This is a genomic window from Spirulina sp. 06S082 (assembly GCF_034932145.1).
Classification (GTDB): Bacteria; Cyanobacteriota; Cyanobacteriia; order Cyanobacteriales; family Spirulinaceae; genus CCY15215.
In genome coordinates this window covers 1-23,788 of record NZ_JAYGHV010000400.1, presented here as the reverse complement: position 1 = coordinate 23,788, position 23,788 = coordinate 1, and the positions used below count along the sequence as shown (strand labels likewise).

The 23,788-nt window shown below is 41.7% G+C and carries 22 protein-coding genes; 14 read left to right on the top strand and 8 right to left on the bottom strand.

What is annotated here, in order from left to right:
• The coding region (locus tag VB714_RS24100; protein WP_323227447.1) for a DUF4335 domain-containing protein at positions 1-194 on the bottom strand (194 nt) is incomplete at its 3' end.
• The gene (locus VB714_RS24095) at positions 191-817 is read right to left on the bottom strand and encodes a DUF3038 domain-containing protein (RefSeq protein WP_323227444.1); all 627 of its coding nucleotides are present in this window, start codon (positions 815-817) and stop codon (positions 191-193) included. The genes VB714_RS24095 and VB714_RS24100, both read right to left, overlap by 4 nt.
• A 105-nt stretch (positions 818-922) precedes the next feature.
• Here VB714_RS24095 and VB714_RS24090 point away from each other — a divergent pair, with 105 nt between their 5' ends.
• The 7 genes from VB714_RS24090 (at position 923) to VB714_RS24060 (ending at position 11,162) form a co-directional block, all read left to right on the top strand.
• The gene (locus tag VB714_RS24090; protein ID WP_323227442.1) at positions 923-1,441 is read left to right on the top strand and encodes an adenine phosphoribosyltransferase; all 519 of its coding nucleotides are present in this window, start codon (positions 923-925) and stop codon (positions 1,439-1,441) included.
• An 84-nt stretch (positions 1,442-1,525) separates the two neighbouring features.
• Entirely contained in the window at positions 1,526-2,578 is a 1,053-nt protein-coding gene (locus VB714_RS24085; protein ID WP_323227440.1) for an ABC transporter permease, read from the top strand.
• 23 nt (positions 2,579-2,601) lie between these two features.
• The gene (locus VB714_RS24080; protein WP_323227438.1) at positions 2,602-3,627 is read left to right on the top strand and encodes a peptidoglycan-binding domain-containing protein; all 1,026 of its coding nucleotides are present in this window, start codon (positions 2,602-2,604) and stop codon (positions 3,625-3,627) included.
• A 106-nt stretch (positions 3,628-3,733) separates the two neighbouring features.
• On the top strand, positions 3,734-5,017 hold the full coding sequence (locus VB714_RS24075) for a glycosyltransferase (RefSeq protein WP_323227437.1): 1,284 nt from the start codon (positions 3,734-3,736) through the stop codon (positions 5,015-5,017).
• 348 nt (positions 5,018-5,365) lie between these two features.
• Complete coding sequence (locus VB714_RS24070; RefSeq protein WP_323227436.1) at positions 5,366-6,904, top strand: ferredoxin--nitrite reductase; 1,539 nt, start codon at positions 5,366-5,368, stop codon at positions 6,902-6,904.
• A gap of 389 nt (positions 6,905-7,293) precedes the next feature.
• Positions 7,294-8,850 (top strand): MFS transporter, encoded by a 1,557-nt coding sequence (locus tag VB714_RS24065; RefSeq protein WP_323227434.1) that lies wholly within the window; start codon positions 7,294-7,296, stop codon positions 8,848-8,850.
• Between the two features lie 95 nt (positions 8,851-8,945).
• Positions 8,946-11,162: a nitrate reductase gene (locus tag VB714_RS24060; RefSeq protein WP_323227433.1), complete on the top strand. Its 2,217-nt coding sequence runs from the start codon at positions 8,946-8,948 to the stop codon at positions 11,160-11,162.
• Between the two features lies 1 nt (position 11,163).
• Here VB714_RS24060 and VB714_RS24055 read toward each other — a convergent pair whose 3' ends face one another.
• The gene (locus VB714_RS24055; RefSeq protein ID WP_204104777.1) at positions 11,164-11,370 is read right to left on the bottom strand and encodes a hypothetical protein; all 207 of its coding nucleotides are present in this window, start codon (positions 11,368-11,370) and stop codon (positions 11,164-11,166) included.
• Between the two features lie 257 nt (positions 11,371-11,627).
• Here VB714_RS24055 and VB714_RS24050 point away from each other — a divergent pair, with 257 nt between their 5' ends.
• From VB714_RS24050 to VB714_RS24035, 4 genes are all read left to right on the top strand, one after another.
• Positions 11,628-12,083 carry a hypothetical protein gene (locus VB714_RS24050; protein ID WP_323227432.1) on the top strand — a complete coding sequence of 152 codons (456 nt, stop codon included), beginning with the start codon at positions 11,628-11,630 and terminating at the stop codon, positions 12,081-12,083.
• Complete coding sequence (locus VB714_RS24045; protein WP_323227431.1) at positions 12,080-12,211, top strand: hypothetical protein; 132 nt, start codon at positions 12,080-12,082, stop codon at positions 12,209-12,211. Before VB714_RS24050 ends, VB714_RS24045 begins: the two co-directional genes overlap by 4 nt.
• A 26-nt stretch (positions 12,212-12,237) precedes the next feature.
• The gene (locus tag VB714_RS24040) at positions 12,238-13,206 is read left to right on the top strand and encodes a hypothetical protein (RefSeq protein WP_323227429.1); all 969 of its coding nucleotides are present in this window, start codon (positions 12,238-12,240) and stop codon (positions 13,204-13,206) included.
• Positions 13,207-13,340: 134 nt separating this feature from the next.
• Entirely contained in the window at positions 13,341-14,150 is an 810-nt protein-coding gene (locus VB714_RS24035; protein WP_323227427.1) for a site-specific DNA-methyltransferase, read from the top strand.
• A 22-nt stretch (positions 14,151-14,172) separates the two neighbouring features.
• Here the strand turns inward: VB714_RS24035 and VB714_RS24030 are convergent, their stop codons facing one another.
• The 3 genes from VB714_RS24030 to dacB all read right to left on the bottom strand — a co-directional run bounded on the left by VB714_RS24030 (position 14,173) and on the right by dacB (position 17,337).
• Positions 14,173-15,057 carry a Uma2 family endonuclease gene (locus VB714_RS24030; RefSeq protein WP_323227424.1) on the bottom strand — a complete coding sequence of 295 codons (885 nt, stop codon included), beginning with the start codon at positions 15,055-15,057 and terminating at the stop codon, positions 14,173-14,175.
• A gap of 26 nt (positions 15,058-15,083) precedes the next feature.
• Positions 15,084-16,265 carry an aldo/keto reductase gene (locus VB714_RS24025; RefSeq protein ID WP_323227421.1) on the bottom strand — a complete coding sequence of 394 codons (1,182 nt, stop codon included), beginning with the start codon at positions 16,263-16,265 and terminating at the stop codon, positions 15,084-15,086.
• Between the two features lie 196 nt (positions 16,266-16,461).
• Positions 16,462-17,337: a D-alanyl-D-alanine carboxypeptidase/D-alanyl-D-alanine-endopeptidase gene (gene dacB / locus VB714_RS24020; protein ID WP_323227419.1), complete on the bottom strand. Its 876-nt coding sequence runs from the start codon at positions 17,335-17,337 to the stop codon at positions 16,462-16,464.
• 152 nt (positions 17,338-17,489) lie between these two features.
• On the opposite strand from dacB, the gene VB714_RS24015 reads away from it, so the two are divergent.
• Positions 17,490-19,025 carry an ABC transporter substrate-binding protein gene (locus VB714_RS24015; RefSeq protein WP_323227417.1) on the top strand — a complete coding sequence of 512 codons (1,536 nt, stop codon included), beginning with the start codon at positions 17,490-17,492 and terminating at the stop codon, positions 19,023-19,025.
• A gap of 45 nt (positions 19,026-19,070) precedes the next feature.
• The gene (locus VB714_RS24010; RefSeq protein WP_323227416.1) at positions 19,071-20,753 is read left to right on the top strand and encodes a PP2C family protein-serine/threonine phosphatase; all 1,683 of its coding nucleotides are present in this window, start codon (positions 19,071-19,073) and stop codon (positions 20,751-20,753) included.
• 8 nt (positions 20,754-20,761) lie between these two features.
• Here the strand turns inward: VB714_RS24010 and VB714_RS24005 are convergent, their stop codons facing one another.
• Positions 20,762-22,108 carry a Mur ligase family protein gene (locus VB714_RS24005; RefSeq protein ID WP_323227415.1) on the bottom strand — a complete coding sequence of 449 codons (1,347 nt, stop codon included), beginning with the start codon at positions 22,106-22,108 and terminating at the stop codon, positions 20,762-20,764.
• Between the two features lie 119 nt (positions 22,109-22,227).
• Between VB714_RS24005 and VB714_RS24000 the strand changes: the two genes are divergently transcribed.
• A complete protein-coding gene (locus VB714_RS24000) occupies positions 22,228-23,160 on the top strand; it encodes a hypothetical protein (protein ID WP_323227412.1) in 933 nt (310 codons plus the stop codon).
• 161 nt (positions 23,161-23,321) lie between these two features.
• Here the strand turns inward: VB714_RS24000 and VB714_RS23995 are convergent.
• A partial coding sequence (locus VB714_RS23995) for a hypothetical protein (protein ID WP_323227410.1) occupies positions 23,322-23,788 on the bottom strand: 467 nt, incomplete at its 5' end.

The window sequence follows — 23,788 nt, the reverse complement described above, 5'->3', positions numbered from 1 at the left end:
GCTTTAACCAAACTATAGAGAAAATCCTTTCCCCCCGCTAGAGGCGGTTCTATCCCCGTAAAACGGCATTCAGCATGAACGAGAACCGAGAGTAAGGGTCGGCGATCGCGCTGATTGCCTTCCAGATTTTCATTGTCCAATCCTTCCAAAACGAGCCGACAATTGGGCAAATTATACTGGCGTTTAATTGTCATAGCACTTCTCCATCAAACAAACTAACCCAAAATCGTTGCCTTCCTGCCGTCCCCGTACAGAAAAGCAGTTGACCCAACAAAGACATGGCCAAATCATTCAATCGTTCGTTACTGGACAAATAAAAGGCCACTTTTGCCCGTTTAGAATTCATGTGACTGCGAAAATGCGCCCGAAAGCGTTCCAAATATTCAGAGAGGCGAAAATGCTGTTCTAATGGTAGCCCCTTTTGTTGAATTTGCTGGCGTGCCACGAGTAACTGGCGAATCAATACCGACAGTTTTTGCGCCCGAAAGCTGGCCACCATCGTTAATGCCTTGGCTTGATTCAACGTGAGAGAATCCCGGCTGTGCGATCGCCGCCAAGGATTAGAACAGCGCAACCGCCATAAAGTCACGCGATTATCAATAATACTTTGTAATTCTAACTCTTGGGCGGTGGCCAGCATATGTTCTGAACCTCCCAACTCTAGTGCTTCGAGAGCCAACAAAATTAGGTCAATTTTCTGTTGCACGCGAGGGGAACATTCCTGAACACCGGGCAAGTTTGGCAAATTGTCCAAAACCAAGAGTTTTGAAGGCTTTGACGGATTAGACTCGGACTTGACGCTTGCAGCTTGACTCATTAAACAATTATCAATTATTAATGGGGAAAAATAAAGAAACCAATAATTAACGATTCAGATCCTTAGTGTACTATCTTTCAATAGGTTTATCATTTTGTCTTTCTAATGGATATCCAATCACTCATTCGCAATATTCCCGATTTTCCCAAACCCGGAATCTTGTTTCGGGACATTACCACTCTATTGAAGCATCCCGAGGGTTTACGCCACACTGCGGATACGTTAAGCAAACGATGTCAGGAAATGGGGCTAGAACCGGATTATGTTTTAGGAATGGAATCTCGCGGTTTTATTTTTGCGCCATTATTGGCTTATCAATTAAAGGCCGGATTCATTCCCGTTCGCAAGCCAGGTAAATTACCTGGGGCGGTTTATTCGGTGGAATACGAGTTAGAATACGGCACAGATTGCCTCGAAATGCACCAAGATGCCGTTGAGGAGGGTAAGCGAGTGATCGTTGTTGACGATCTGATTGCGACGGGGGGAACTGCGAAAGCAACAGCCGATCTGGTGGAACAATGTGGTGGTCATCTGGAGGGTTTTGTTTTCCTGATTGAGTTAATGGATTTGGGGGGGCGCAAAAAATTACCGGATGTTCCCATTGTAAGTTTAATTGAGTATTAGATAGGGAATAGGCAAGAGGGAACGGGCAACAGGCAAAAAAACTTTATCCCTCATTCTTGATTCTTTAATTCTTCATCCCACTATATGACTACTACTAAATTGCGCGATCGCCCTGCTTCTTTTTTCCGAGGAGTTCTCAATCTCCTCACCGAGGAGACTACTTTCTATATTCTCAAACGTTTATTACAAGCGCTGTTAACGCTGTTGTTAGCCTCAGCGCTATCTTTTGCGATTATCCAACTTGCCCCAGGTAACTATCTAGATATCCTGAAGGAAGATCCGACAATTTCTGAAGATACGATCGCCCAATTAACCGCAAGATATGGACTGGATCGACCCATGTGGCTTCAGTATTGGACCTGGTTGGTGGGGGTGGTGACGCACTTCGATTTCGGTCGCAGTTTTGTCTATTCGCGAGATGTGGGTTCTCTCATTATCGAACGCATGGGCAATACTTTACTTTTGGCAATTTCTTCGATTATTGTCACTTGGGCGATCGCGCTTCCTTTGGGAATTATCGGTGCTGTTAAACAAAATCAACCTTTAGATAAAGCCTTACGAGTTCTCAGTTATATCGGTCAGGGGTTTCCCAGTTTTATTACCGCATTATTACTGCTTTTTGTGGCTCAACTTCTCTCCCCTTTACTTCCCGTAGGAGGGATGACCAGTATTAACCATAATGAACTCTCTTTTCTAGGCAAGATTTTTGATATTGCTTGGCACATGATTCTACCAACAATTGCCCTGAGTATTACCAGTTTTGCCGGACTGCAACGCTTGACCCGAGGCTCTTTATTAGATGTTCTGCGACAAGAATACATTCAAACCGCAAGAGCAAAAGGTTTATCTGAAGATCGAGTCATGTATGTTCACGCTTTACGCAATGCGGTGAATCCTTTGGTGACAATCTTGGGTTTTGAATTTGCTAGTTTATTAAGTGGTTCGTTTATTGCCGAATATTTCTTTAATTGGCCGGGGTTAGGGCGATTAATTTTAGGCGCAGTGATGACACAAGATTTGTATTTGGTAATGGCGAGTTTGATGATGGGGGCTTTGATGTTAATTATCGGTAATTTATTGTCTGACCTGTTGTTACAAGCTGTCGATCCCCGCATTCGTTTGGAAAATTTGCAGTAAGTTCTATTTATGGAAAAATTTCAATGGAAACTCTTGCTTTTACCTACTATGCCGTCTCTTATGAAGACCCGATCCAGAAATCTGTTTCCCCATCCCTCAATTATCGAGGGTTAGGTGGAACTCTTGTACTTTTGTCTCTCCTGTGTACGACCCATTTTCCCAGTTACGCGATCGCCTATCGCCAGGGCAGTCGCGGTGATACTGTAGTGAAAATCCAACAGGTACTCGATATCCCTGCTGATGGAATTTATGGTAGGCAAACCGAACGCGCCGTGCGAGACTATCAACAGCGTCAACGTTTGCGATCGGTAGATGGTATTGCAGGTAAGGAAACTCTTGCTTCTTTAGGATTAAACGCTACAGAGAATACTGGAGGAAAAACCCTGCAAGCGGTTATTCGTACCCCCGATCGCAAGGGAGTAAATGTGCGATCGACTCCCAATGGTGCCAAAATAGGCGGACTTCCCGAGGCAGCAACAGTATTTTTAACAGGAGAGGAAAAGCAGTTAGGGCGCTATCGTTGGGTCAAAACAACCCAAAATGGTTGGATTGCTAAAACTTTTCTGCAACCCGTCCTAGAGCCGCAAAAAACAGCCTCTCCGCAAACATCCACTCAAGCCCGCGTCACTACCCCAAACCAACAAGGAATTAATACTCGCCGCCACCCTAACGGGGAAAAAGTAGGTTCTCTGCTTGAAGGAACTTTAGTGATTTTAACAGGGGAAGAGCGATCGCAAGGGAGTTATACTTGGGTGCAAACCCGTCAAGGTACTTGGATCGCCAAAGATTTCTTGCAAATTGTCGAGACGCGATCAGGGCAGTCTCCAGAGTTGTCCACCCCACTCACCCAGAATTTTCAAGGCGATCGCGGGCAATTTCCTGCCATCCGTAACGCCCAAAAATACGATCGCCCTAACGGGGAAGCGATCGGAGTCGTAGAAGCAGGAGACAAATTGCGGGTGACAAATGCGCGATCGCTGGCAAATGGCATCGCTTGGGCTAAACTGGCTGATGATTCTTGGGTAGATTCGCGGGCGATCGGGTTTTAAGTTAAAAGAAGGACTACTAAAAGGAGTAAAACTACGGATAAATCAAAAAGAGAGAATTGCTATAAATGTGAATATCTGTATTGCTATTCTTTCACGATTTACGATTATGCGCTTAACAATTTTAACCTTCGGCTCTCGAGGAGATGTTCAGCCTTATGTTGCCCTTGGGGTGGGTCTCAAACAAGCCGGATATACCGTGCGTCTTGCCGCACCTCCTCCCTTTGCCAGCTTTATTCAAAGTTGGGGCTTAGAGTTTATGCCCATTGATGGAGAGCCGCAAGCTATGCTGGAAGGGGAGATCGGACAACGATGGCTGGAAAATAACGGCAAGAATCCCCTGCGCCTGTTTTCTGATTATGCTGAAATGGTACGCCCGGTTTTACGGCAACAGTTCGATTGTTCTCTTGCCGCTTGTGAAGATACAGAGGTAATGATCTATGGACCCTTGGCAATGGCTGCACCTCATATTGCTGAAGCATTGAATATTCCTGCATTTTCGGGAATGTTACAGCCCTATACGCGCACGAAGGCATTTCCAAATTGTTTTACATCGCCCAATCTTAACTTGGGACCTTGGTACAACTGGGGAAGCCATGTTCTCATGGAAAAACTGTATTGGCAAGCCCTAGGAAAGCCGATTAATCAATGGCGCAAAGATGTTTTTGGTTTACCCTCTTGGCCTCATGCAGGACACTTTTCTACACCAGGACATCCTATTTTATTCGGTTATAGCTCCGCCGCAATTCCTAAGCCCAATGATTGGTCGTCAAAGCATCACGTTACAGGATATTGGTTTTTGCCCGATGAGTCAAATTGGCAACCGTCTTCAGCTTTATTAGACTTTTTGGCAGCCGGGGAAAAACCTGTTTATGTTGGCTTTGGCAGTATGCTCAATCGTTGTTCGGAAAGGGTTACAGACAATGTTATCGAGGCTTTAAAACGGACGGGCAAACGGGGTATTCTCATGAAAGGATGGGGTGGACTCAGTACAAATATTGATGATGATGATATCTTCACAATTGACTCTATTCCTCATAGTTGGTTATTTCCCCAACTCGCGGCGATCGTGCATCATGGAGGGGCGGGAACGACCTCTGCTACGCTACAGGCAGGAGTTCCAATGGTTATTGTTCCTTTTTTGGGGGATCAGCCATTTTGGGGTCATTATATGAATAAGTTAGGGGTTGCTGCACCTCCGATTCACCAAAAAAACTTAACCGCAGAAGCCTTGACTAATGCGATCGCCACGGTAACGGAAGATGAGAATATCAAAGCGCGATCGCGTCAATTGGGAGAGCAAATTCGCGCGGAAGATGGCATCGGCAATACCATAAAATTAGTCGATCGCTATTTACAGAAGAAGTCAAACCCTACTTTAATTGCAGTATGAGCCAAGCCCAAGCATTTTCTCAATTCCCCAAAAATAGTGCAACTATTCAAGCGATAATCTTTGTAAGACAAGGACTTAAGTTTCAGAAATCCCTCTGATTCAGTAATTTCTTCCCTTTTTCAAGAGGGTTTTGACTCACTTTAAAAGAGGGCGATCGCAACTATGCGCGATCGCCCTCTAATTCATGCAATTACTTCATAAAATTCAAGATTGTGTAACAAAATTTACAAAAATCCTCTGTCTCTCCCCATAGTCTACAAACAACGTAAAAATTGCTAGAGCAATTGTAAAATTCACAAAACAGTATTCTAGAACGAATTTAAGCGATCGCAGCGCAAGGATAAACTTATGGTAATTGCAGTCGAACCCCAAACAAAACTCAATAAATTTGAAAAATTTAAAGCCGAAAAAGATGGACTAGCCGTGAAAGACGAACTAGAACATTTTGCTCAAATTGGTTGGGAAGCCGTCGATAAAACAGATTTAGAACATCGCTTAAAATGGTTGGGGATTTTCTTCCGTCCTGTTACACCGGGTAAATTCATGTTACGCTTGCGGATTCCTAGCGGGGTTATTTCTAGCCAAGGAATGCGAGTTTTAGCTGAGATTATTCAACGCTACGGCGACGATGGGAGTGCCGATATTACCACTCGCCAAAACATTCAACTGCGAGGAGTCCGTTTGGAAGATATTCCTGACATTTTCCGCAAGTTAAATGCAGTCGGTTTGACTTCGATCCAGTCAGGAATGGATAATGTTCGCAATATTACTGGATCTCCTATTGCTGGCATTGATGGTGACGAACTAATCGATACTCGAGAATTGGCGCAAAAGGTACAAGATGCGATTACAAATAGCGGTCAAGGAAACCCCGCTTTTACCAATCTTCCTCGCAAATTTAACATTGCTTTAGAAGGAGGAAGAGATAACTCCATCCACGCCGAAATTAACGATATTGCCTTTGTTCCTGCCTATCGAGAAGGCGAATTAGGCTTTAATGTTCTTGTAGGTGGCTTCTTTTCTGCCAAACGTTGCGCCCCAGCAATTCCCCTCCATGCTTGGGTTCCTCCTAATGAAGATGTTGTGACGTTATCTTGTGCAATTCTTGCTGTTTTCCGAGACAATGGTTCGAGGGCAAATCGGCAAAAATCTCGTTTAATGTGGTTAATTGATGAGTGGGGAATGGATAAGTTTCGTGCTGAAGTAGAAAAGGTTTTTGGTAAAGAACTTTTATCCGCCGCCCCTAAAGATGAAATGGATTGGGATAAGCGAGATTGTTTGGGGGTAAATCCTCAAAAACAAGCTGGATATAGTTATGTTGGTTTGCACGTTCCCGTCGGTCGTTTTGATGATGCAGAAGGGATGTTTGAATTGGCACGATTGGCAGAGGTTTACGGCCAGGGAGAACTGCGTTTAACTGTCGAACAAAATGTTATTATTCCCTATGTTGCCAATGAAAATGTAGAGACGCTTTTGGCAGAACCTATTTTACAACAATATGCGATCGCGCCGACTCCTTTAGTGCGATCGCTAATCTCTTGTACGGGGAGTCAATTTTGTAATTTCGCCTTAGTGGAAACCAAACAACGCGCCTTAAATATTGCCCGTAATTTAGATCAAAAATTAGAGATCGGCGATCGCCTTCGCATTCATTGGACGGGATGTCCTAACTCTTGCGGACAGCCTCAAGTTGCTGATATTGGTTTAATGGGAACCAAGGTGCGTAAAGACGGAAAAACTGTCGAAGGAGTCGATCTTTACATGGGGGGTACTGTTGGCAAAGATGCTAAACTGGGAACTTGCGTTCGGAAAGGAATTCCCTGCGATGAATTACCCGAAGTTTTAGAAGAATTAATGCTGGAAAAGTTTGGCGCAACAGCAAAATAACTATTCACTATTCACTATTCACTATTCACTATTCACTCTTCACTCTTCAACTTTCCTGAATTTATAAACTCGGCGATCGCCGAGCTTTTTTTTTAGAGATTTTTTAGAACTTAAAATTAGCACAATTTATGCACAAAACGAATCGGGAAATAACTGTTTTTGCATTGATATTTGATTTTTGTATCGCGAGATACTAAAAAACCTAATCAGAGATGTGATTCTAAAAACTCAGATTGAGGCAATTCAATGATTTCTGTCTTGAATAAACCTCAATCAAAGCGCTCATTCGTCTTATCGGAATTCTTAGCACTAAAACATAGCTAAATTTCCATTCTTGAATCTCCAAAACTCTTTAACCTTTTGTTGTTTAGTAACCCTGAAAATCAAGAATGATTGGTGAATTATTTCTCAACTTTAATCGCGGTCGTTACCGCATTTTGCACCTCACCTGGTTTGCTTTTTTCCTGTCGTTTGTGGTTTGGTTTAACTTTGCCCCTTTCTCCACAGCAATACAAGCAGATTTTGGTTTAGAAATCGGACAAATTCGCACGATCGCGATCTGTAACGTTGCCCTGACTGTCCCCGCCCGAATTATTATCGGGATGTTATTGGACAAATACGGACCGCGCATTACTTACTCCTTGCTGTTGATATATGCAGCCATTCCCTGTTTAACTTTTGCACTGGCACAAAACTTCAGCCAATTGGTTCTTAGCCGTTTAGCGTTAAGTATCGTCGGTGCAGGATTTGTCATCGGTATTCGCATGGTAGCCGAGTGGTTTCCTCCCAAAGAAATTGGGTTAGCAGAGGGCATTTACGGGGGTTGGGGGAACTTTGGTTCTGCGGCCGCGGCTTTTACTCTGCCAACGATCGCCGGTTGGGTTGCCTTTGGTGCCGTGAATCCTGTCACCGGAGAAGCCATGTTAAATTGGCGTATGGCGATCGCCGCAACGGGAATTTTTGCCGCCGTTTACGGAGTGATTTACTTCTTTAACGTCAAAGATACCCCTCAAGGTAAAGTCTATCAGCGTCCCAATCGCGCCGGAGGAATTGAAGTCACCACCCAAAAAGACTTCTGGTTACTCCTCGCCATGAATGTACCCTTAATCGGCATTCTCGCCCTATTAGCATGGCGTTTGAATAAAGTTGGTTTCCTGAACCCAACTGCCCTCTATATTACCTGGGCATTTTTAGCCGGCTTATATCTCTTTCAAGCCTACGGTTGTTGGGAAGCCAATAAAGCATTGATGACCGGAAAAAAACACTACGCCCCGGAAGATCGTTATAATTTCTCTCAAGTTGCCATACTCGAATTAACCTACGTGGTTAACTTTGGTTCCGAACTTGCCGTTGTTTCCATGCTTCCCGCCTTCTTTGAAGGCACCTTTGACTTGAGTAAACAAGCCGCCGGAATGATTGCAGCCAGTTATGCTTTTATGAACCTCATGTCCCGTCCTGGTGGCGGTTTGATCTCTGATAAATTGGGGTCTCGCAAAAACACAATGGCCATATTAACCGCAGGTATGGCATTAGGCTATTTGATGATGAGTCTGGTCAGTGGGGCCTGGTTTCTGCCCCTAGCTGTTCTTTTAACCATGACTTGTTCCTTTTTTGTGCAAGCAGCAGAAGGATCTACCTTTGCGATCGTACCTTTGGTTAAGCGTCGTATTACCGGACAAATTGCTGGGAATGTAGGTGCTTACGGAAACGTGGGTGCCGTCGCTTACCTGACCCTATTTAGTTTATTACCCGATTGGGGTTTTGCTGGGGCAGCCGGAAACCGAATTTTCTTCCAAACCCTCGGGGTGAGTGGCATGATTGTTGCTTTCCTTTGCTGGTTTATTCTTAAAGAACCGAAAGGCTCTTTTTCCGAACATCATGAAGGTGAGGAAGATTATATTCATCCTCCTTCTTTTGAGGAAAAAATTGAAGAATCACTTTCCTAGCGTAGATCGCTAACAAACTGCGTAGGGACGTTAAATTTAACGTCCCTACAAAATTTTACATTTTAATCCTAATCCTAATCTCGCATATTTATATTATGACTGACCCGATAAAAACCCTTTGCCCTTATTGTGGTGTCGGTTGCGGCCTCGAAGTTTTACCCCCTGCCCTCCCCGATCGCCCCACCCTGCGCGATAGTGAAGGAACTCCCATCTGGCGAGTGCGAGGCGATCGCGATCATCCCTCCAGTCAGGGGATGGTTTGCGTTAAAGGGGCGACTATTGCTGAGTCCTTAGATAAAGACCGTTTGAAATACCCCATGATGCGAGATTCCCTTGACGATCCTTTTGTGAGAGTGAGTTGGGATGAGGCACTCGATCGCATTGTCCAACGCTTGCAAACCCTGCGCTTTAGCCAAGGATCCGATAGTATTTGTATGTACGGATCGGGACAATTACAAACGGAAGATTATTATATTGCCCAAAAACTCTTAAAAGGCTGTTTGGGAACCAATAACTTTGACGCAAATTCTCGCCTTTGTATGTCCTCTGCGGTGGCGGGTTATATTCAAAGTTTTGGCGCAGATGGTCCCCCCTGTTGTTATGATGACCTTGAGGAAACGGATTTTGCTTTTTTAATCGGCACAAATGCCGCCGAATGTCATCCTATTATTTTTAATCGCTTAGTTAAACATCACAAGCGCAACCGTAAAGTTAAAATGGTGGTGGTAGATCCCCGTCGTACTCCCACTGCTGAAAAAGCCGATATTCATTTAGCGATTAAACCAGGAACCGATATCGATCTCCTCAACGGTATTGCCTATTTACTCATGCGTTGGGGCAAAATTAACAGTGTTTTTATCGATGAATGTACCCGCAATTTCCCTGCTTATTCCTCAGTGATTTGGAATTATGCCCCGGAAACAGTGGCCAAAAAATGCGGTATTTCCGTTCAAAATTTGCAAAAAGTAGCGCAATTATGGGGCAATAGCGATCGCGTCCTGTCTCTTTGGTCGATGGGGATGAATCAATCCTCGGAAGGGACGGCAAAAGTGAGAACATTAATTAATCTGCACTTAATGACGGGAAATATCGGCAAACCTGGGGCGGGTCCTTTTTCTCTCACGGGTCAACCGAATGCGATGGGAGGGCGAGAAGCGGGAGGACTGGCGCATATTTTACCCGGATATCGCCTCGTCAAAAATCCCCAACACCGTGCCGATTTAGAGCAACTTTGGGGACTTAAACCCGGTAGTATTTCCCCGCAACCGGGACGGGATGTTTGGGAGATGATTCGCGGTTTGGAACAGGGAGAAGTAGGGGCTTTATGGATTGCTGCGACTAATCCTGCGGTCAGTATGCCAGACCTTCGACGCACTCAAGCGGCACTGAAACTCTCTCCTTTTACCATTTATCAAGAGTCTTACTATCCCACAGAAACCTCAGCTTATGCCCATATCTTGCTTCCTGCGGCACAATGGGGAGAAAAAACGGGAATTATGACCAATTCCGAACGAGTGGTAACATTATGCCCCCAATTTCGCCCTCAAGTGGGAGAATCTCGGCCAGATTGGGAGATTTTTGCGGAAGTAGGTCGCCGGATGGGATTTGAGGAACAGTTCAATTTTACTGACTCCTCGGCAGTTTATCAAGAGTTTGTCTCATTAACCCGCGATCGCCCTTGCGATATGACCGGCATTAGTTACGATCGCTTGCAGGAAGAGGGTCCGATTCAATGGCCATGTCCCGATCGGGAACAATTATCCGATACCGATGACCCATTACCCAATAATCGGGGTAAGCGACTCTATACAGATTTGCAGTTTCACACCCCCGATGGACGGGCAATTTTTGCCGCTTATCACTCGCGTGGTTTGGCGGAACCTCCCGATGAGGAATATCCTTTCGTGCTTACCATTGGACGATTATACGGGCATTGGCATACGCAAACGCGCACGGGACGCATTGAGAAGATCGTGAAAATGCACCCCCGTCCCTTCCTCGAAATTCATCCCCACGATGCGAAGAAATTGGGGGTTAAAAATGAGAGTTGGTTGGAAGTGCGATCGCGTCGCGGGGTTTGTCGTCTACCTGCTAAGGTGACGAAGGCGATCGCCAAGGGAACGGTTTTTGCACCCATGCACTGGGGAGCATTATGGGCTTATGATGCAGAAGTAAACGCCCTCACTCACCCCGAATCCTGTCCCGACTCTCTACAACCAGAATTAAAGGCTTGTGCGGTGCGGGTACAGGTGATGACTCCCGAATCCATTTCCTCGGAATTGGCGACTCAACAGAATCTCGTCAGGGTCTGAGTTAACGTCCAACGGCGTTCCAAAGTCCCGCTTCTCCTAGGGTTATGGGGGCTGTATCTTGATTACTACTGGTCGCAAGATTGCTGCTAATGGCGATCGGTAGCAGTCCCACGATCAAGGAGGCTAAAAATACGCTAATCACCAGCAAGTAAGGGTGTTCGGCATAATTCTCTAAACTGCGATCGGGGCTATGGGTATGAGTATTCATTTACATTTCTCCAAAGGCTTCTTCTACAAAATGTAGTCAATGCTACAAAGTAAATCCAGTAACGGTAACATTTTTTACAGTTTTTTTACGCTACTTCATAATTAAGGTAATGAGCCTCTGTTGATGGTTGGGAATTTGAGGAGTGAGATCGTAGTTGGAACTGTTCCACAATTTCTACCTGTATCTTTATCAGGTACACTAGATAGATAGAAAGTTCTTGTACGATAAATAGTCCAAACGTATTATTTTGGTTAGAAATGACACCGACTCCAAAGCCAATTAAGAAACAAACAAACAAAAAGCCAAATAAGAAGATAAAATGGCTGATTTATACAGTTCTTGTTGGCCTCATACCTATTGCTTCAAGACTTCTTGTCTGGTTTGTGACCGGGCGCGATGCGGTAAATTTGTTCACTGCATCAGACTGCACATCCTTTGGATTAGTATTACATATTTCAAATATTAATGAAATTGAACATATCATATTGTCAGATACATCTTGGAAGACTATCCAAAATGGAACATCTATTGTATTTATTGCTTTTTATAGCGTTCTTTTCGCATTGACATTATTTGGTGAAATTGATGAATCTGCTATCGAGGTAACAACAATAAATTATTGTACACTTTTGTTAGCGATAATATCTTTGATCACCAGTTACACTGTTTACCATAGGATTTCATATTGGGAAGCACGAGGGATGATAAAATGAATGCAATCATTATTATTCTCACGCTTTTATTAGCTGTGGCAGGTTGTAGCGTTTCTATTTGGTCAATTATCGATACTAGAAACAAGTATTATCAAGATTATCTGAATCGGAAGCGAAAAAACCAGTAACTATGAAAATAACGGAGACAAAAATCATGAAACAAACAGAAATGGAAACAGAGGCAAAAATCAGAAATCTTATTTATTTAGATGAAAAAAAAATGTACTCGCTTTCATCTCAAATATTTCAAGGTATTACTGAGTATATTATCAATGAAAATAAACAAGTGAAACAAAATAATGAATCACAGAAAGGACCTATTGCAAGTGGGAAAGTTCTTGCTGATGTATTAACTATTAGCGGTAGAGATACTGAAAAAAAATATCTTCACGATTATTCATACTCAGTATTTGAGAAACATTTAGTAGACCTTGGAAAAGTTGCCCAATATAATGAAGAAGTCATTTCCGAAACAAACAAAAATTTACTTGAAGAACAATCTTTTATTAGAGTCAGTGCAAAAGCTACATTTTATGATATTGAACGAATAACCCATTTATTTAAAAATTTTAATGCAATTGGTGAAGCTATAGTTTACGCAACAAACTATGAAAAGATAAAGACAATTAATTCACAAACTCGTAAATCACAGAGTAAAAACAAAGGATTTTCTCTAGAAAACCAAAATCAAGAAAATAAAAAACTCACCAATACTATTAGGGAAATAGCTGAAAAGGAAGGGCTTTATCAAGATCCTGAGTTTCTGAAAAAAATATTAGTGCTGATAAATTATGGATTTAAAGATCAACTTGAACTACATCAAAAAATCAATGATTTAGTCTTTTATTCAGTTCTCCAGCGAGAATATCTACGCGAACCAGAAGAAATTCTAATTAAGAAATATTCTAGAAAAACAGAAAAACAATTAGTTGTGTTTGGATTGATTACTCAAATATCTGAGAGAACTAACCCAGATATTATTCCAACATTACCCGCAGATGCTTCTATAAAAGAAGCATTGATGCTTATAATTGAACAATTAGCCAATATTGAACAACAGTTCAGTAAAAAGTTACCCAATGAAATTGTGATCGATCCAATTGCGATATATACAGAACTTTAGAAAAGAGTTATCTCATGTAAAAATTTAAGATGGATTAAGAGAATCGGGATCGATCCCTAATTGTCGAAGGAGATCGCGCAATTTTTTTCTTTTGTATTTGTTGTTTTCTTAAATTAAAACTCATAGAAATAATTATGTCGATCGCAGAATTCATCAACAAAATATCTCAAGGAGATTGTCTCGAAGTAATGCAACATTTCGAGAATGAATCTGTAGATATGATTCTCACCTCTCCACCTTACGATAACTTAAGGAAATATAAAGGCTATGAATTGCCATTTGAGGCGATCGCCAAAGAACTCTATCGTATCATTAAGAAAGGTCGCGTTGTTGTTTGGGTCGTTGGAGATGCTACAATTAATGGCAGTGAAACAGGAACAAGTTTTAAACAAGCACTATTTTTTAAAGAAATTGGATTTAATCTTCATGATACGATGATTTTCAGAAAAAGAAATCCGATACCACAAATTTACCGACATAGATATAACAATGAATTTGAATATATGTTTGTCTTGAGTAAAGGACGAGTTGAAACACATAACCCATTAAAGATAGATTGTTTGCACGCAGGACTAAAACTTAATGGAACAACATACAAGAATTATTCAAAAAATGAACAGAAAAGAAGCAAAATGGCTGAACCTGTAAAACAACAAAAGATCAAAGGTAATATCTGGGAGTATGTCGTTGGTAAAAATTCAGAAGATCAAGAAGCAAAAGATCATCCAGCACCATTTCCTTGTCAACTTGCTAGAGATCATATTTCCTCATGGTCAAATCAAAGCGATCTAATTCTCGATCCCATGTGCGGAAGCGGTACAACCTGTAAGACTGCACAAGAACTGGGTAGAAATTTTATAGGTATTGATATTAGCAAAGAATACTGCGAGATAGCAAGGAATCGGATTAGTAACGTTCAAATGAGATTACCACTTATACCTTAAGTCTTTGAGTAGAAAAATATTATCAGAGATCAATTCCCATTTGTCGAAGGCGATCGCGCAATTCTTGATTTTTCTTTTGTTCTTCCTCTAATTGTGCTTGAGTTTGCAGGCGATCTCTTTCGAGGAGATCGCATCTTTGTTTTTCAAGATTAGCTCTTTCTCGTTCACGATCGCGCTGTTGTTGTGCAAATTCCTTCTCTTGTCGTTCGCGATCGGCTCTTTGTTTTTGGCGATCGCGCTGTACAGCAGTCTCCACATAAGATGTAAACGGTTCTCCATTCGGATAAAATAGAGCCAAATCTCCCGATGCAATACTAAACTTTATTCCCAAACGCGGACTTTTCCATCCCTCCATCTGTGATATTTCATTTAACTTTTTTCCCTTTCTCAACCATCCTTGCAAGCGATTCTTTTTCGGATCGTAAAGATAATATTCCTCAATACCATGCTGTTGATAAAACTTAAATTTATCCTCCATCTCTCCTTTTCTGTTACTTTTCGAGAGAATTTCAAACGCTACTTGTGGGGCAATATTTTCCTCTTCCCACTGCTTGTAAGAGCGTCGATCGCCTTTGGGTCGTCCGAATACCACCATAACATCAGGAGCTTGTCTTTGAGCTTTCTTTTGCTCTAAAATCTGTTGCACTGACAATTGAACCGGATACCAGAATAAATCTCCCGCAATAAATACATCCTCTCGATCTTGAAATAAAGTATCGAGGCCACCTTGAATCGTGACAATTAAGCGAAATTGAGTCGTATTATCTGCCAAGGGTTTACCGTCACTTTCCGGATAAAGACTATCCTCGTCAATGAATAAGGGATTAAGTTGCTGTACCATTGCCTCAATTGAGTCGATACGTTTAAAACCATTATACCGAATAAAGGATTCGATCGCGATCGCCATCAATCTCTATTTCTGCAAGAATAATTTTATTGTTGAGATAAACGTTTAATTCCTTCTCCTCCTAAAAGCCGATCGCATTCTGCCAAAAATTCGGGAATTTTATCGCGGTGAGGACTATTTTGCAAACAAGCCGTAAAATCGAATTGAGGAATATTTTTGGCTTTTTTGCCAGCAAACCAATGACCGCCATTTCCTAGCAGATTGTAGCGCATTTTTCCATATTCAATCAAGTCGTAAGCGATCGCCAAATTTCGCAACCATAACACCGTCGGAATATTGATATTACCTGGAGTTTCTTCAGGTTTGGGAAGTCCTTCTCGCCAGGTTAAATACCAATCTTTTCCTAAGCGGGCGATCGCCTCTTGTTCCAATCGTTCTATAATCGGAGGTAGTATTTCATCACTGCGATCGAGCAAATCTAAAACTTTTAAATGTTCGTCAAAATCCGCAGGACAAGAAGCACCAACTGAAAGAGTATTAACTTCGGGATGAGACAAACAAAATAAATCATTAAAGACCATTGGACTTAACGGCTGACATAACTCTACTAACCTTTGCGGCGCTTGATAGAGCATTCCCCCTTTATTGGAGGGACTAATAATAAAAACCCCCATATCTTGACGGCGTGCCGCTTCAATCGCCGGCCAATTATCTTGAAAAATATAGTACCAATGCAAATTAATATAATCAAATTCTCCCGATTCTATCGCTTCAATAATAATCTCTGTAGGAGCATGAGTAGAAAAGCCAATAAAGCGTACTTTTCCTTCCATTTGTAACTTTTTCGCCTCTGCCAAACAGCCCCCCGGTTTGAGACTATAATGCAATAATTCGGCATTATTAATCCCGTGTAATCCCAACAAGTCCACATAATCGAGTTTTAAATAACCTAAAGAGCGATCGAAGGTTTGTCGAAATTTTTGAGGATCGGCGACGGGTTCGACTTTAGTTTGTACAATAATTTCATCTCGCGGCAATTTGGGCAAAATCGCTCCTAATTGCATCTCCGAAGACCCATATCCTCGGGCAGTTTCAATATGATTAATCCCTACATCTACGGCGCGGCGAATCGTAGCTTCGACATTGCTTTGATTATCTTGAGGGACATCTTGCCATTTAACATCTTGCCATTTGTATTGATAGCGCATTCCCCCACAAGAGAAGACGGGAATTTGCAATTCTGTACGACCAAAGCGACGGTATAGCATATTTTAAGACTCAATGACTTTTGAATTTTTAAAGTGAGATTTTGGCTAAAACCCTATTATAAAGTGTAATTCCTTCTCTTACAAAATCAGCGCGATCGCCAAACCGAAAATTTTAAAGGGATGCGAAGGGCACCCCCAGTAACTCCTCAACACTTGGCAAAATCTCCTCAACACCACCATAAAAACTTTACTCGGTTTAAAAAGGGCGCGAACAGCTAACACTATTCATGCTCGCCATACGAACTACAATATTATCGATCGCATTCAGCAATCGCTGTCCCGACTGACCCGGTTGATTCACAAGAATGCTAAAAACAAGCACTCCATATTCTGGATGTTCTAAATACCCAGAAAGCGCCCTTACACCATTCAGCGTTCCAGTTTTAGCATGAACAATTCCCTGGGCAGGAGTTGACTGAAAACGTCCCGCAAGGGTGCCACTACGCCCGGCAACGGGGAGAGAAGCATAAAATACTTCTTTACCATGACCGCGTTGAACAATCGCTTTCAAAATGTCCACCAATGCCGAAGGCGTAACCAAATTGTTCCGAGATAACCCCGATCCATCTGCCTGTCGGTAATCCGATGAAACTCCCAAACGACCTAGCGCCGATCGCACGGCCTGGGTACCGCCAATTCCTCGCAGTAGGGCATCAGCATAATCATTATTACTTCTTTGCAGGATAGTACGAACCCAGGACTCTAAATTCGAGGACCGAATGGGAGAAAGGGGATCGTACAATTGCAAAGCTGCTGCTGTGGTGAGGATTTTGATATTGGAAGCAGGAATCAAATATTGGTTGGTTCCATGGGTGTAGAGGACGCGGCCTTCATTTAAAGTTTCCACATGGATGCCCCACTTGGCTCCAGAAAATGTCGGATTGCGAATCACACCATCGATCGCCTGTTGTAATTGGTTAGGACAGATTCCCACTGCCACAGATTGGGCGATGGAGGTTTCTGTTTCTGATGCTTCTGCAAAGGTTTCAGCGCGGAGATTCCCCATCGGGGCGATCGCCGCAACCATCAGCACTGTCAGGGAAGCTAAGGATGCGAGACGTTTTTGCCTCATACTTTTGTACTCCTTGATTTAGAAAAACGAAGTAATCTTAACATTTATTACCCGATCTCCCCGCCCTTCTCTCCGGAATTTTCAACAAAATTGTGGGGATTGAGTAATACTAAATGGGTAATGGGTAATTGAATCCTCGATCGTTGACGCAAATGAAGACAAGAGAAATAAGAAAAAGTTTCTTCGCCTTGGGTCTGGCGATCGCCTTTACTGCTTGTACTTCGTCCCCCCAACTCCCCAAGGAAACAGTAAAAAATCCCCCATCTGGCCAATCCGCCCCCATTTCAGAGCCAAGATTTGATAATGTCAAAATAGCCGTTTTAACCCGCGATCTGCCAACGATCGCCGAACCGATCGCCCGTCGCGCCAAAGAATTTACCGCCAAAACTGGGGCAGAAATTGAAGTGATTACGGTTCCCTTTGAGAAACTGTACGGGGAAATTCAAACAAATTTGCAGGAGAAGTCCGGTAAATATGATGTGATGGTGTTTGCGCCGCAATGGTTGGTCGATTATGCAGAATTGGGAGAATTGGAAGATTTAGGCGATCGCATTGCCCAAGATTCGGCTTTACAATGGGAAGATATTGCGCCTTTTTTTCGCAATTTTAGCACCAGCTACAAGGGCAAAACTTACACCATTCCTTTAGATGGGGATTTTCAAATGGTGTACTATCGAACAGATTTATTAACGCGGGGAGGATTTAAACCCCCGGAAACATGGGAGGATTATCTGGCGATCGCCAAGCATTTTCAGCAACAAGACCTCAATGCTGACGGCACACCAGACTACGGTTCTTGTATCCCGAAAAAACGCGGAAAACAATCCTATTGGATGTTTTGGTCTATCGCCAGTGCTTTCCTACAAAGCCAAGGTACCGAACAAGGCGCTTTTTTCGATCCCGATACCATGAAACCTCTTGTCAATAATAAAGCCTTTGCGAAAGCGTTAGAAATCTATAAAGAAACGGGACGTTATGCCCCAGACAATGAATTAGAGTTGGATATAGATGAAACTCGCAATCTCTTTATTTCCGGTCGTTGTGCTTTAACTTTAGATTGGGGGGATATAGGACCCTTGGCGATCGATTCCAAACACTCGGAAATCGGCGATCGCCTTGGTGCAGTCATTCTACCAGGCACAACGAAGGTTTTAGATCGCGCTACGGGGGAACTTGTTGTTTGCAATGATATTATTTGTCCTTATGAGATTGAAGGGATTAATCGCGCACCTTATGCCGCCTTTGGGGGGTGGTCTGGGGCAATTAATGCCGCCTCCGATGCCAAAACCAAAGATGCTGCTTATGCTTTTTTATCTTATGTCAGTCAACCCGCCCAATCTAATCAAGATGTTACCCTGGCGATGACGGGATTTAATCCTTATCGCATTTCTCAGTTTAGCGATCGCGAAGCCTGGATCGCAGCAGGAATGAGTCTAGAAACAACAAGCCGCTATTTGGGGGCGATCGGGTTTAGTTTGCGAAGTCCCAATGTTGTCTTAGACCTACGAATTCCCCAAAATCATGACTATCAACAAGAGATTTTAGATACAGCCCTGGCAGATTTTTTAGAAGATAAAATAACAACAGAACAAACTATGCAACAAATTTATCAAGGTTGGGAAAATTTAACCAATAAAATTGGGAGAGAGTCGCAAAAAATTGCTTATCGTTCCAGTTTAGGGCTTTAAGCAAGTATCAATTATTAATTATTAATTACCAGCTACGGTTTCTTCATGTTCCAACAAGCTAAAAATTTTGTTCAAAATAGAAAGAAAAAAGGCTGGAGTTTGCGCTATAAATTAACGGCAGCTTACTCTTTTTTGACGCTTTTAATTGTTGGGATTTTAACAGAAAGTCTTTATTTTCAACTCCATCAAAACCAAATTAAAGATTTGCGCGATCGCCTGAAAGATATTACCGCTTTAACTGCTTTACAAATTAACCCTAATTTTCATGGTTTACTGATAACGCCTCAAGATGCCCAAACCTCCTACTATCGCGTTTTGTTACAGCGTCTAGAAGAAATAAGTAATACTAACGAGTCAATTCGACGCATTTATACATTTCGTCATCTTCCTGACGGCAAATTTGTATTTGTTTTAGATTATGCACCACCACCCGCCCCTACCGCTACTGTGGGAAAAGAAGTGAATCAACTTCCTCCTTTACTCGCCCAAGGAAATAATACCATTACTAAAGCAATTGTCGAACCAGAATTATTTCGCAAACCCAACGGACAATTTATTCTTTATGGTTATGCACCTTTGATCAATAATTTTGAGGAACAAGAAGGAATTGTTATTATTGAATTTGATGCCTCAGCAGTTATTAATAGCAAAAAACGAGCGCGACGAACTTCTCTAATTATTTTTTCCGTTACGCTTCCCATTGCTTTATTAGTTGGCTGGTTATTAACCCACAGTCTAACTGTTCCAATTCGAGAACTCGTAGACAGCGCCCGCGCAATTGCCCAAGGTAAATTAGATCGATTTGTTACTGTTAAAAGTCGTGATGAGATTGGTATATTAGCAGACGCATTCAATCAAATGATTCTGCAACTACAAGAATCTTTTAATACTTTAGAAGCAAAAGTTCTCGAAAGAACAGAACAAATAGAACAAGCTAAGGAAGAGATTTCTGCCCTCAATCAACGTCTAAAAAAGGAAAATTCTCGACTGAGTGGAGAGTTAGAAATTACCCAAGTATTGCAACAAATGTTCTTGCCTAAAACCGAAGAATTAGAAAACATACCAGGATTAGATATTGCTGGATATATGCGGCCTGCAACGGAAGTAGGTGGAGACTATTACGATATCATTACCTATGGCGATCGCGTTAAAATATGTATTGGTGATGTGACGGGACACGGTTTAGAAAGTGGTGTTTTAGCCATTGTCGTACAAACAGCAATTCGGACTTTATTAGCGAACAATGAAACCAATTTAGAGAAATTTTGGGATGTAATTAACCGTATCGTGATTGATAATGTTCGTCGGATTAACTCAGATAAAATATTAACACTTTTATTATTGGATTATCGGGATAATTCATTGTATTTAAGCGGACAACATGAGGAAGTTATTTTAGTTCGTGCTGATGGAAAAATAAAAAGAATTGATACAATAAATTTAGGATTTCCAGTGGGTTTAGATGAAGATATTACTCCTTTTATTGATGAAGCAAAGATAGATTTACAGTCGGGAGATGTTATTGTTATTTATACCGATGGGATTTCAGAAGCGGAAGATAGTAATGGAGTTCAATATGGCTTAGATCGGTTCTGTCAAGTCATCCAATTGCATCGCGAAAAAAGTGTAGAAGAAATTCAAAATGCAATTCTTGCAGATTTACAAGACTATATTGGTACGCAAAAAATTTACGATGATATTACTTTAGTTACCATGAAAAAAGAATAGCGATCGCGTTATAAAATTTCTCTACCTGTCAGCGTTTTCCGAACTTCTAACATTGCTGAATAAGTGGGAATAATATGCAAAGTTTCCTCCTTGGGACTTTTTTCTAATGCTATTTTAATTGCTTCTTGTAAATTTTCTTTGACAATTAAATTGAATGAGTTAGGGTTCATTTCTAATGTTTCTTGACTATATTTGAGTCGTAATGCCATATCGTAAACGCGATCGCCACTGACGACAATTGTTCCTCCCAAACTCACCAATTTTTCTGTATCTACATCCCAAATCCAAGAAACATCAGTTCCATCGGGAATGCGATCGTTTAAAACAATTAAGGTTGTTGAAGATTTGCCTTGTATTTTAATGTCATTAACAGCGCGAATTGTTTCGTTCATTCCGACAGGATTTTTAGAGAGTAAAATGCGGACGTGCTTGCCTTTTACGGTTAGTTCTTCTGCTCTGCCAAAAGCGGCACGAAAATCTTTAATTGTGGCATTAATATTCTCTTGTGAAATACCTATTTCTCGCGCTAATAGTCCTGCTGCTAGGGTATTATATTTATTATAAACACCGATTAAAATTTGTCCCCATTCTTGACTATTTAAGGCTGTTTCACTCTTTTTGAAGTCGCACTTAGGACAAGCATAATCGCCTAAATGGGAGAGATAAACCCCTTGATAGTCTAAAAGATGTCCGCAACTGGGACAATAAATTGAATCGACAGCGTGGGGGATTTCTTCGAGGTAGCGATCGGGTTCATTTAATCCGAAAAAGAGAACTTTTTGGGTTAGATTTTGCCCCAAATAGGAGAGGGTTGGATCGTCGGCGTTGAGCAGGATTGTGGTATGATTAGGAAGTGGCGCGATCGCCTGTTGCCAGCGCAAACTAATCGTATCAACTTCACCGTAGCGATCTAATTGGTCGCGAAATAAATTTAAGCCTAAAATATAGCGAGGACGACAATCTCGCAAAACTAAGGGTAAAACGTTTTCATCAACTTCCAAAATTGCGTAATCGATGTTAAGTTGTCCGATGATATTGGTATCGGCTAAAAGTGCGGTAATTAAGCCATTAATTAAGTTTGCACCCGTCGCATTATGGGTCACTTTTTTGCCAAAATCTTCTAAGATTGTTCGCAATAAAAGAGAGGTAGTTGTTTTCCCATTTGTGCCTACAATGAGGATAACGCCTTCTTTCACCTGCTCAAAAAGTAAAGGGAGTAAATGGGGGTGAATGCGCCGAGAAATCTCTCCAGGAAGCACGCTGGCCGCCCCCAATTTTAAACTTTTAACAATGGTGGTAACGGTTTTTGCAACCCCTACAGCAAGTCCCAAGCGGATGCGATCGAATAGGTTCATTTGTTCAATTATTTGTTATTCGTTATCAATTAGCAATATATTTTGCGATCGATAGGGGAGTTTATCAAAACAAGCATTATTATAGACAAGTACGGGTACATTCAGACAAACTTAGCTCTATGAAAGCACTGCGTTGGTTTTGCTCCATTTTTCTGGCCTTAATTCTCGCGATCGCCTTAATTGTCTTTTTACCCACTACGGCGATCGTACAACAGATTACCAATGTTCAAACGGTTAAGGTTTGGTTTAATGAGAGTAATGCTTACGATGATGTGCTTGCTTCTGCTTTTCAAGAAAAATTACAAGAAATGGTGCCTCAAATTGGCAATTTTCCTCTTTCTGGCGATCGCCAATTGTTTGGGGCGATCGTGCGATCGCTTCCCGATGATTTTGTAGAGAATACTTTCGAGACAATACTTGACGCGCATTTTGATTATTTTCACGGCCGCAAAGATCGAGTTGAATTTACGATTAATTTAACTGATATTACGCAAAGTCTCAACCCAAATCCTCCGATTTGTCCCCCTGGTACTCCTCCTGAAAGTTGTGCGTCACCTCCTATTAATCCCGCTCGATTTAATCTCTCTCAATTGCCCAATAACGGCATCTCCGACAAACTCACTCTTACAGAAAAAGATATCAAACTTGATGATGAAAACCTTGCAGACATCCGAAAATTCTTTACTATTGCAACATTAATTCCTCGTTTTGCTTATGGAATTATTCTCTTTATTTCCATCTCTATTCTGGCGATCGCCCCTCGTCGTTGGCGTAATGGTTTATTCATTCTCGGTTTTACCTGGCTTTCTAGTACAATATTAGTAGGACTCATTGCCCTTGGCTCGAGAGCAACTTCCCTGAGTGCTATTCAAACTCAACTTAATAGTACCATAGTTCAAGAAGAGCCGATCGCTGGAACTTTACTTTTAAAGGTCGCAATCATTGCTCATGCTTCGATAATGAATCAAATTATTTTTCTGTCTGGTGTTGGGATTATCTTTGGGTTAATTTGTTTGGCGATCGCAACAATTCGTTGGAGGACTTTTGATTGAAAAATGAACAAGAATAAGGGTTTGGAGACCAAACCCCTACAGATGCTATTATAATCCAGAATAAGGGTTTGGAGACCAAACCCCTACCCGTTAAATTCCTATGTTAGAAACAGTTTCACTTGCATTACAAAATACTCCTGTTTTATTCTCAGATCGTAGATTTAAACTTGAATAAGACTTTCTTGTTGTTGTAAGTATCTTTCTAAGTAAGCATTAGCTAATTGATTCATTGCTTGCCCAAAGTGGCTTGCTCTTGCTTTTAAGCGAGTATGAAGACCGCGTTCAATTCTGATTGCAGGCTGTAATATATCTTGTTCTAATTCTATAACAAGATCGGATTTTTGCAAGTAAATTTCTATCGCTTCACTTGCGACTTGACGCATATTTTTATTTTGAGATTTTGCTACTTTTCGTAAAAGATTACGATTGGCAGATGAAACCCTTACAGTGGGTTCATTATTATCTAACAAAGGAGAAGATAATGCCAGCCATTTCCACTGAGGATCGATTTCATACTCCATTCCCGCGAACCAATTTTTCATTTTGCGGTCAAACATCATAACATTTTCTATTTTTGCTAGAAAAGTAATTTCATAGTTGAATAAAAATACTGCATCTCCTTGCAAAT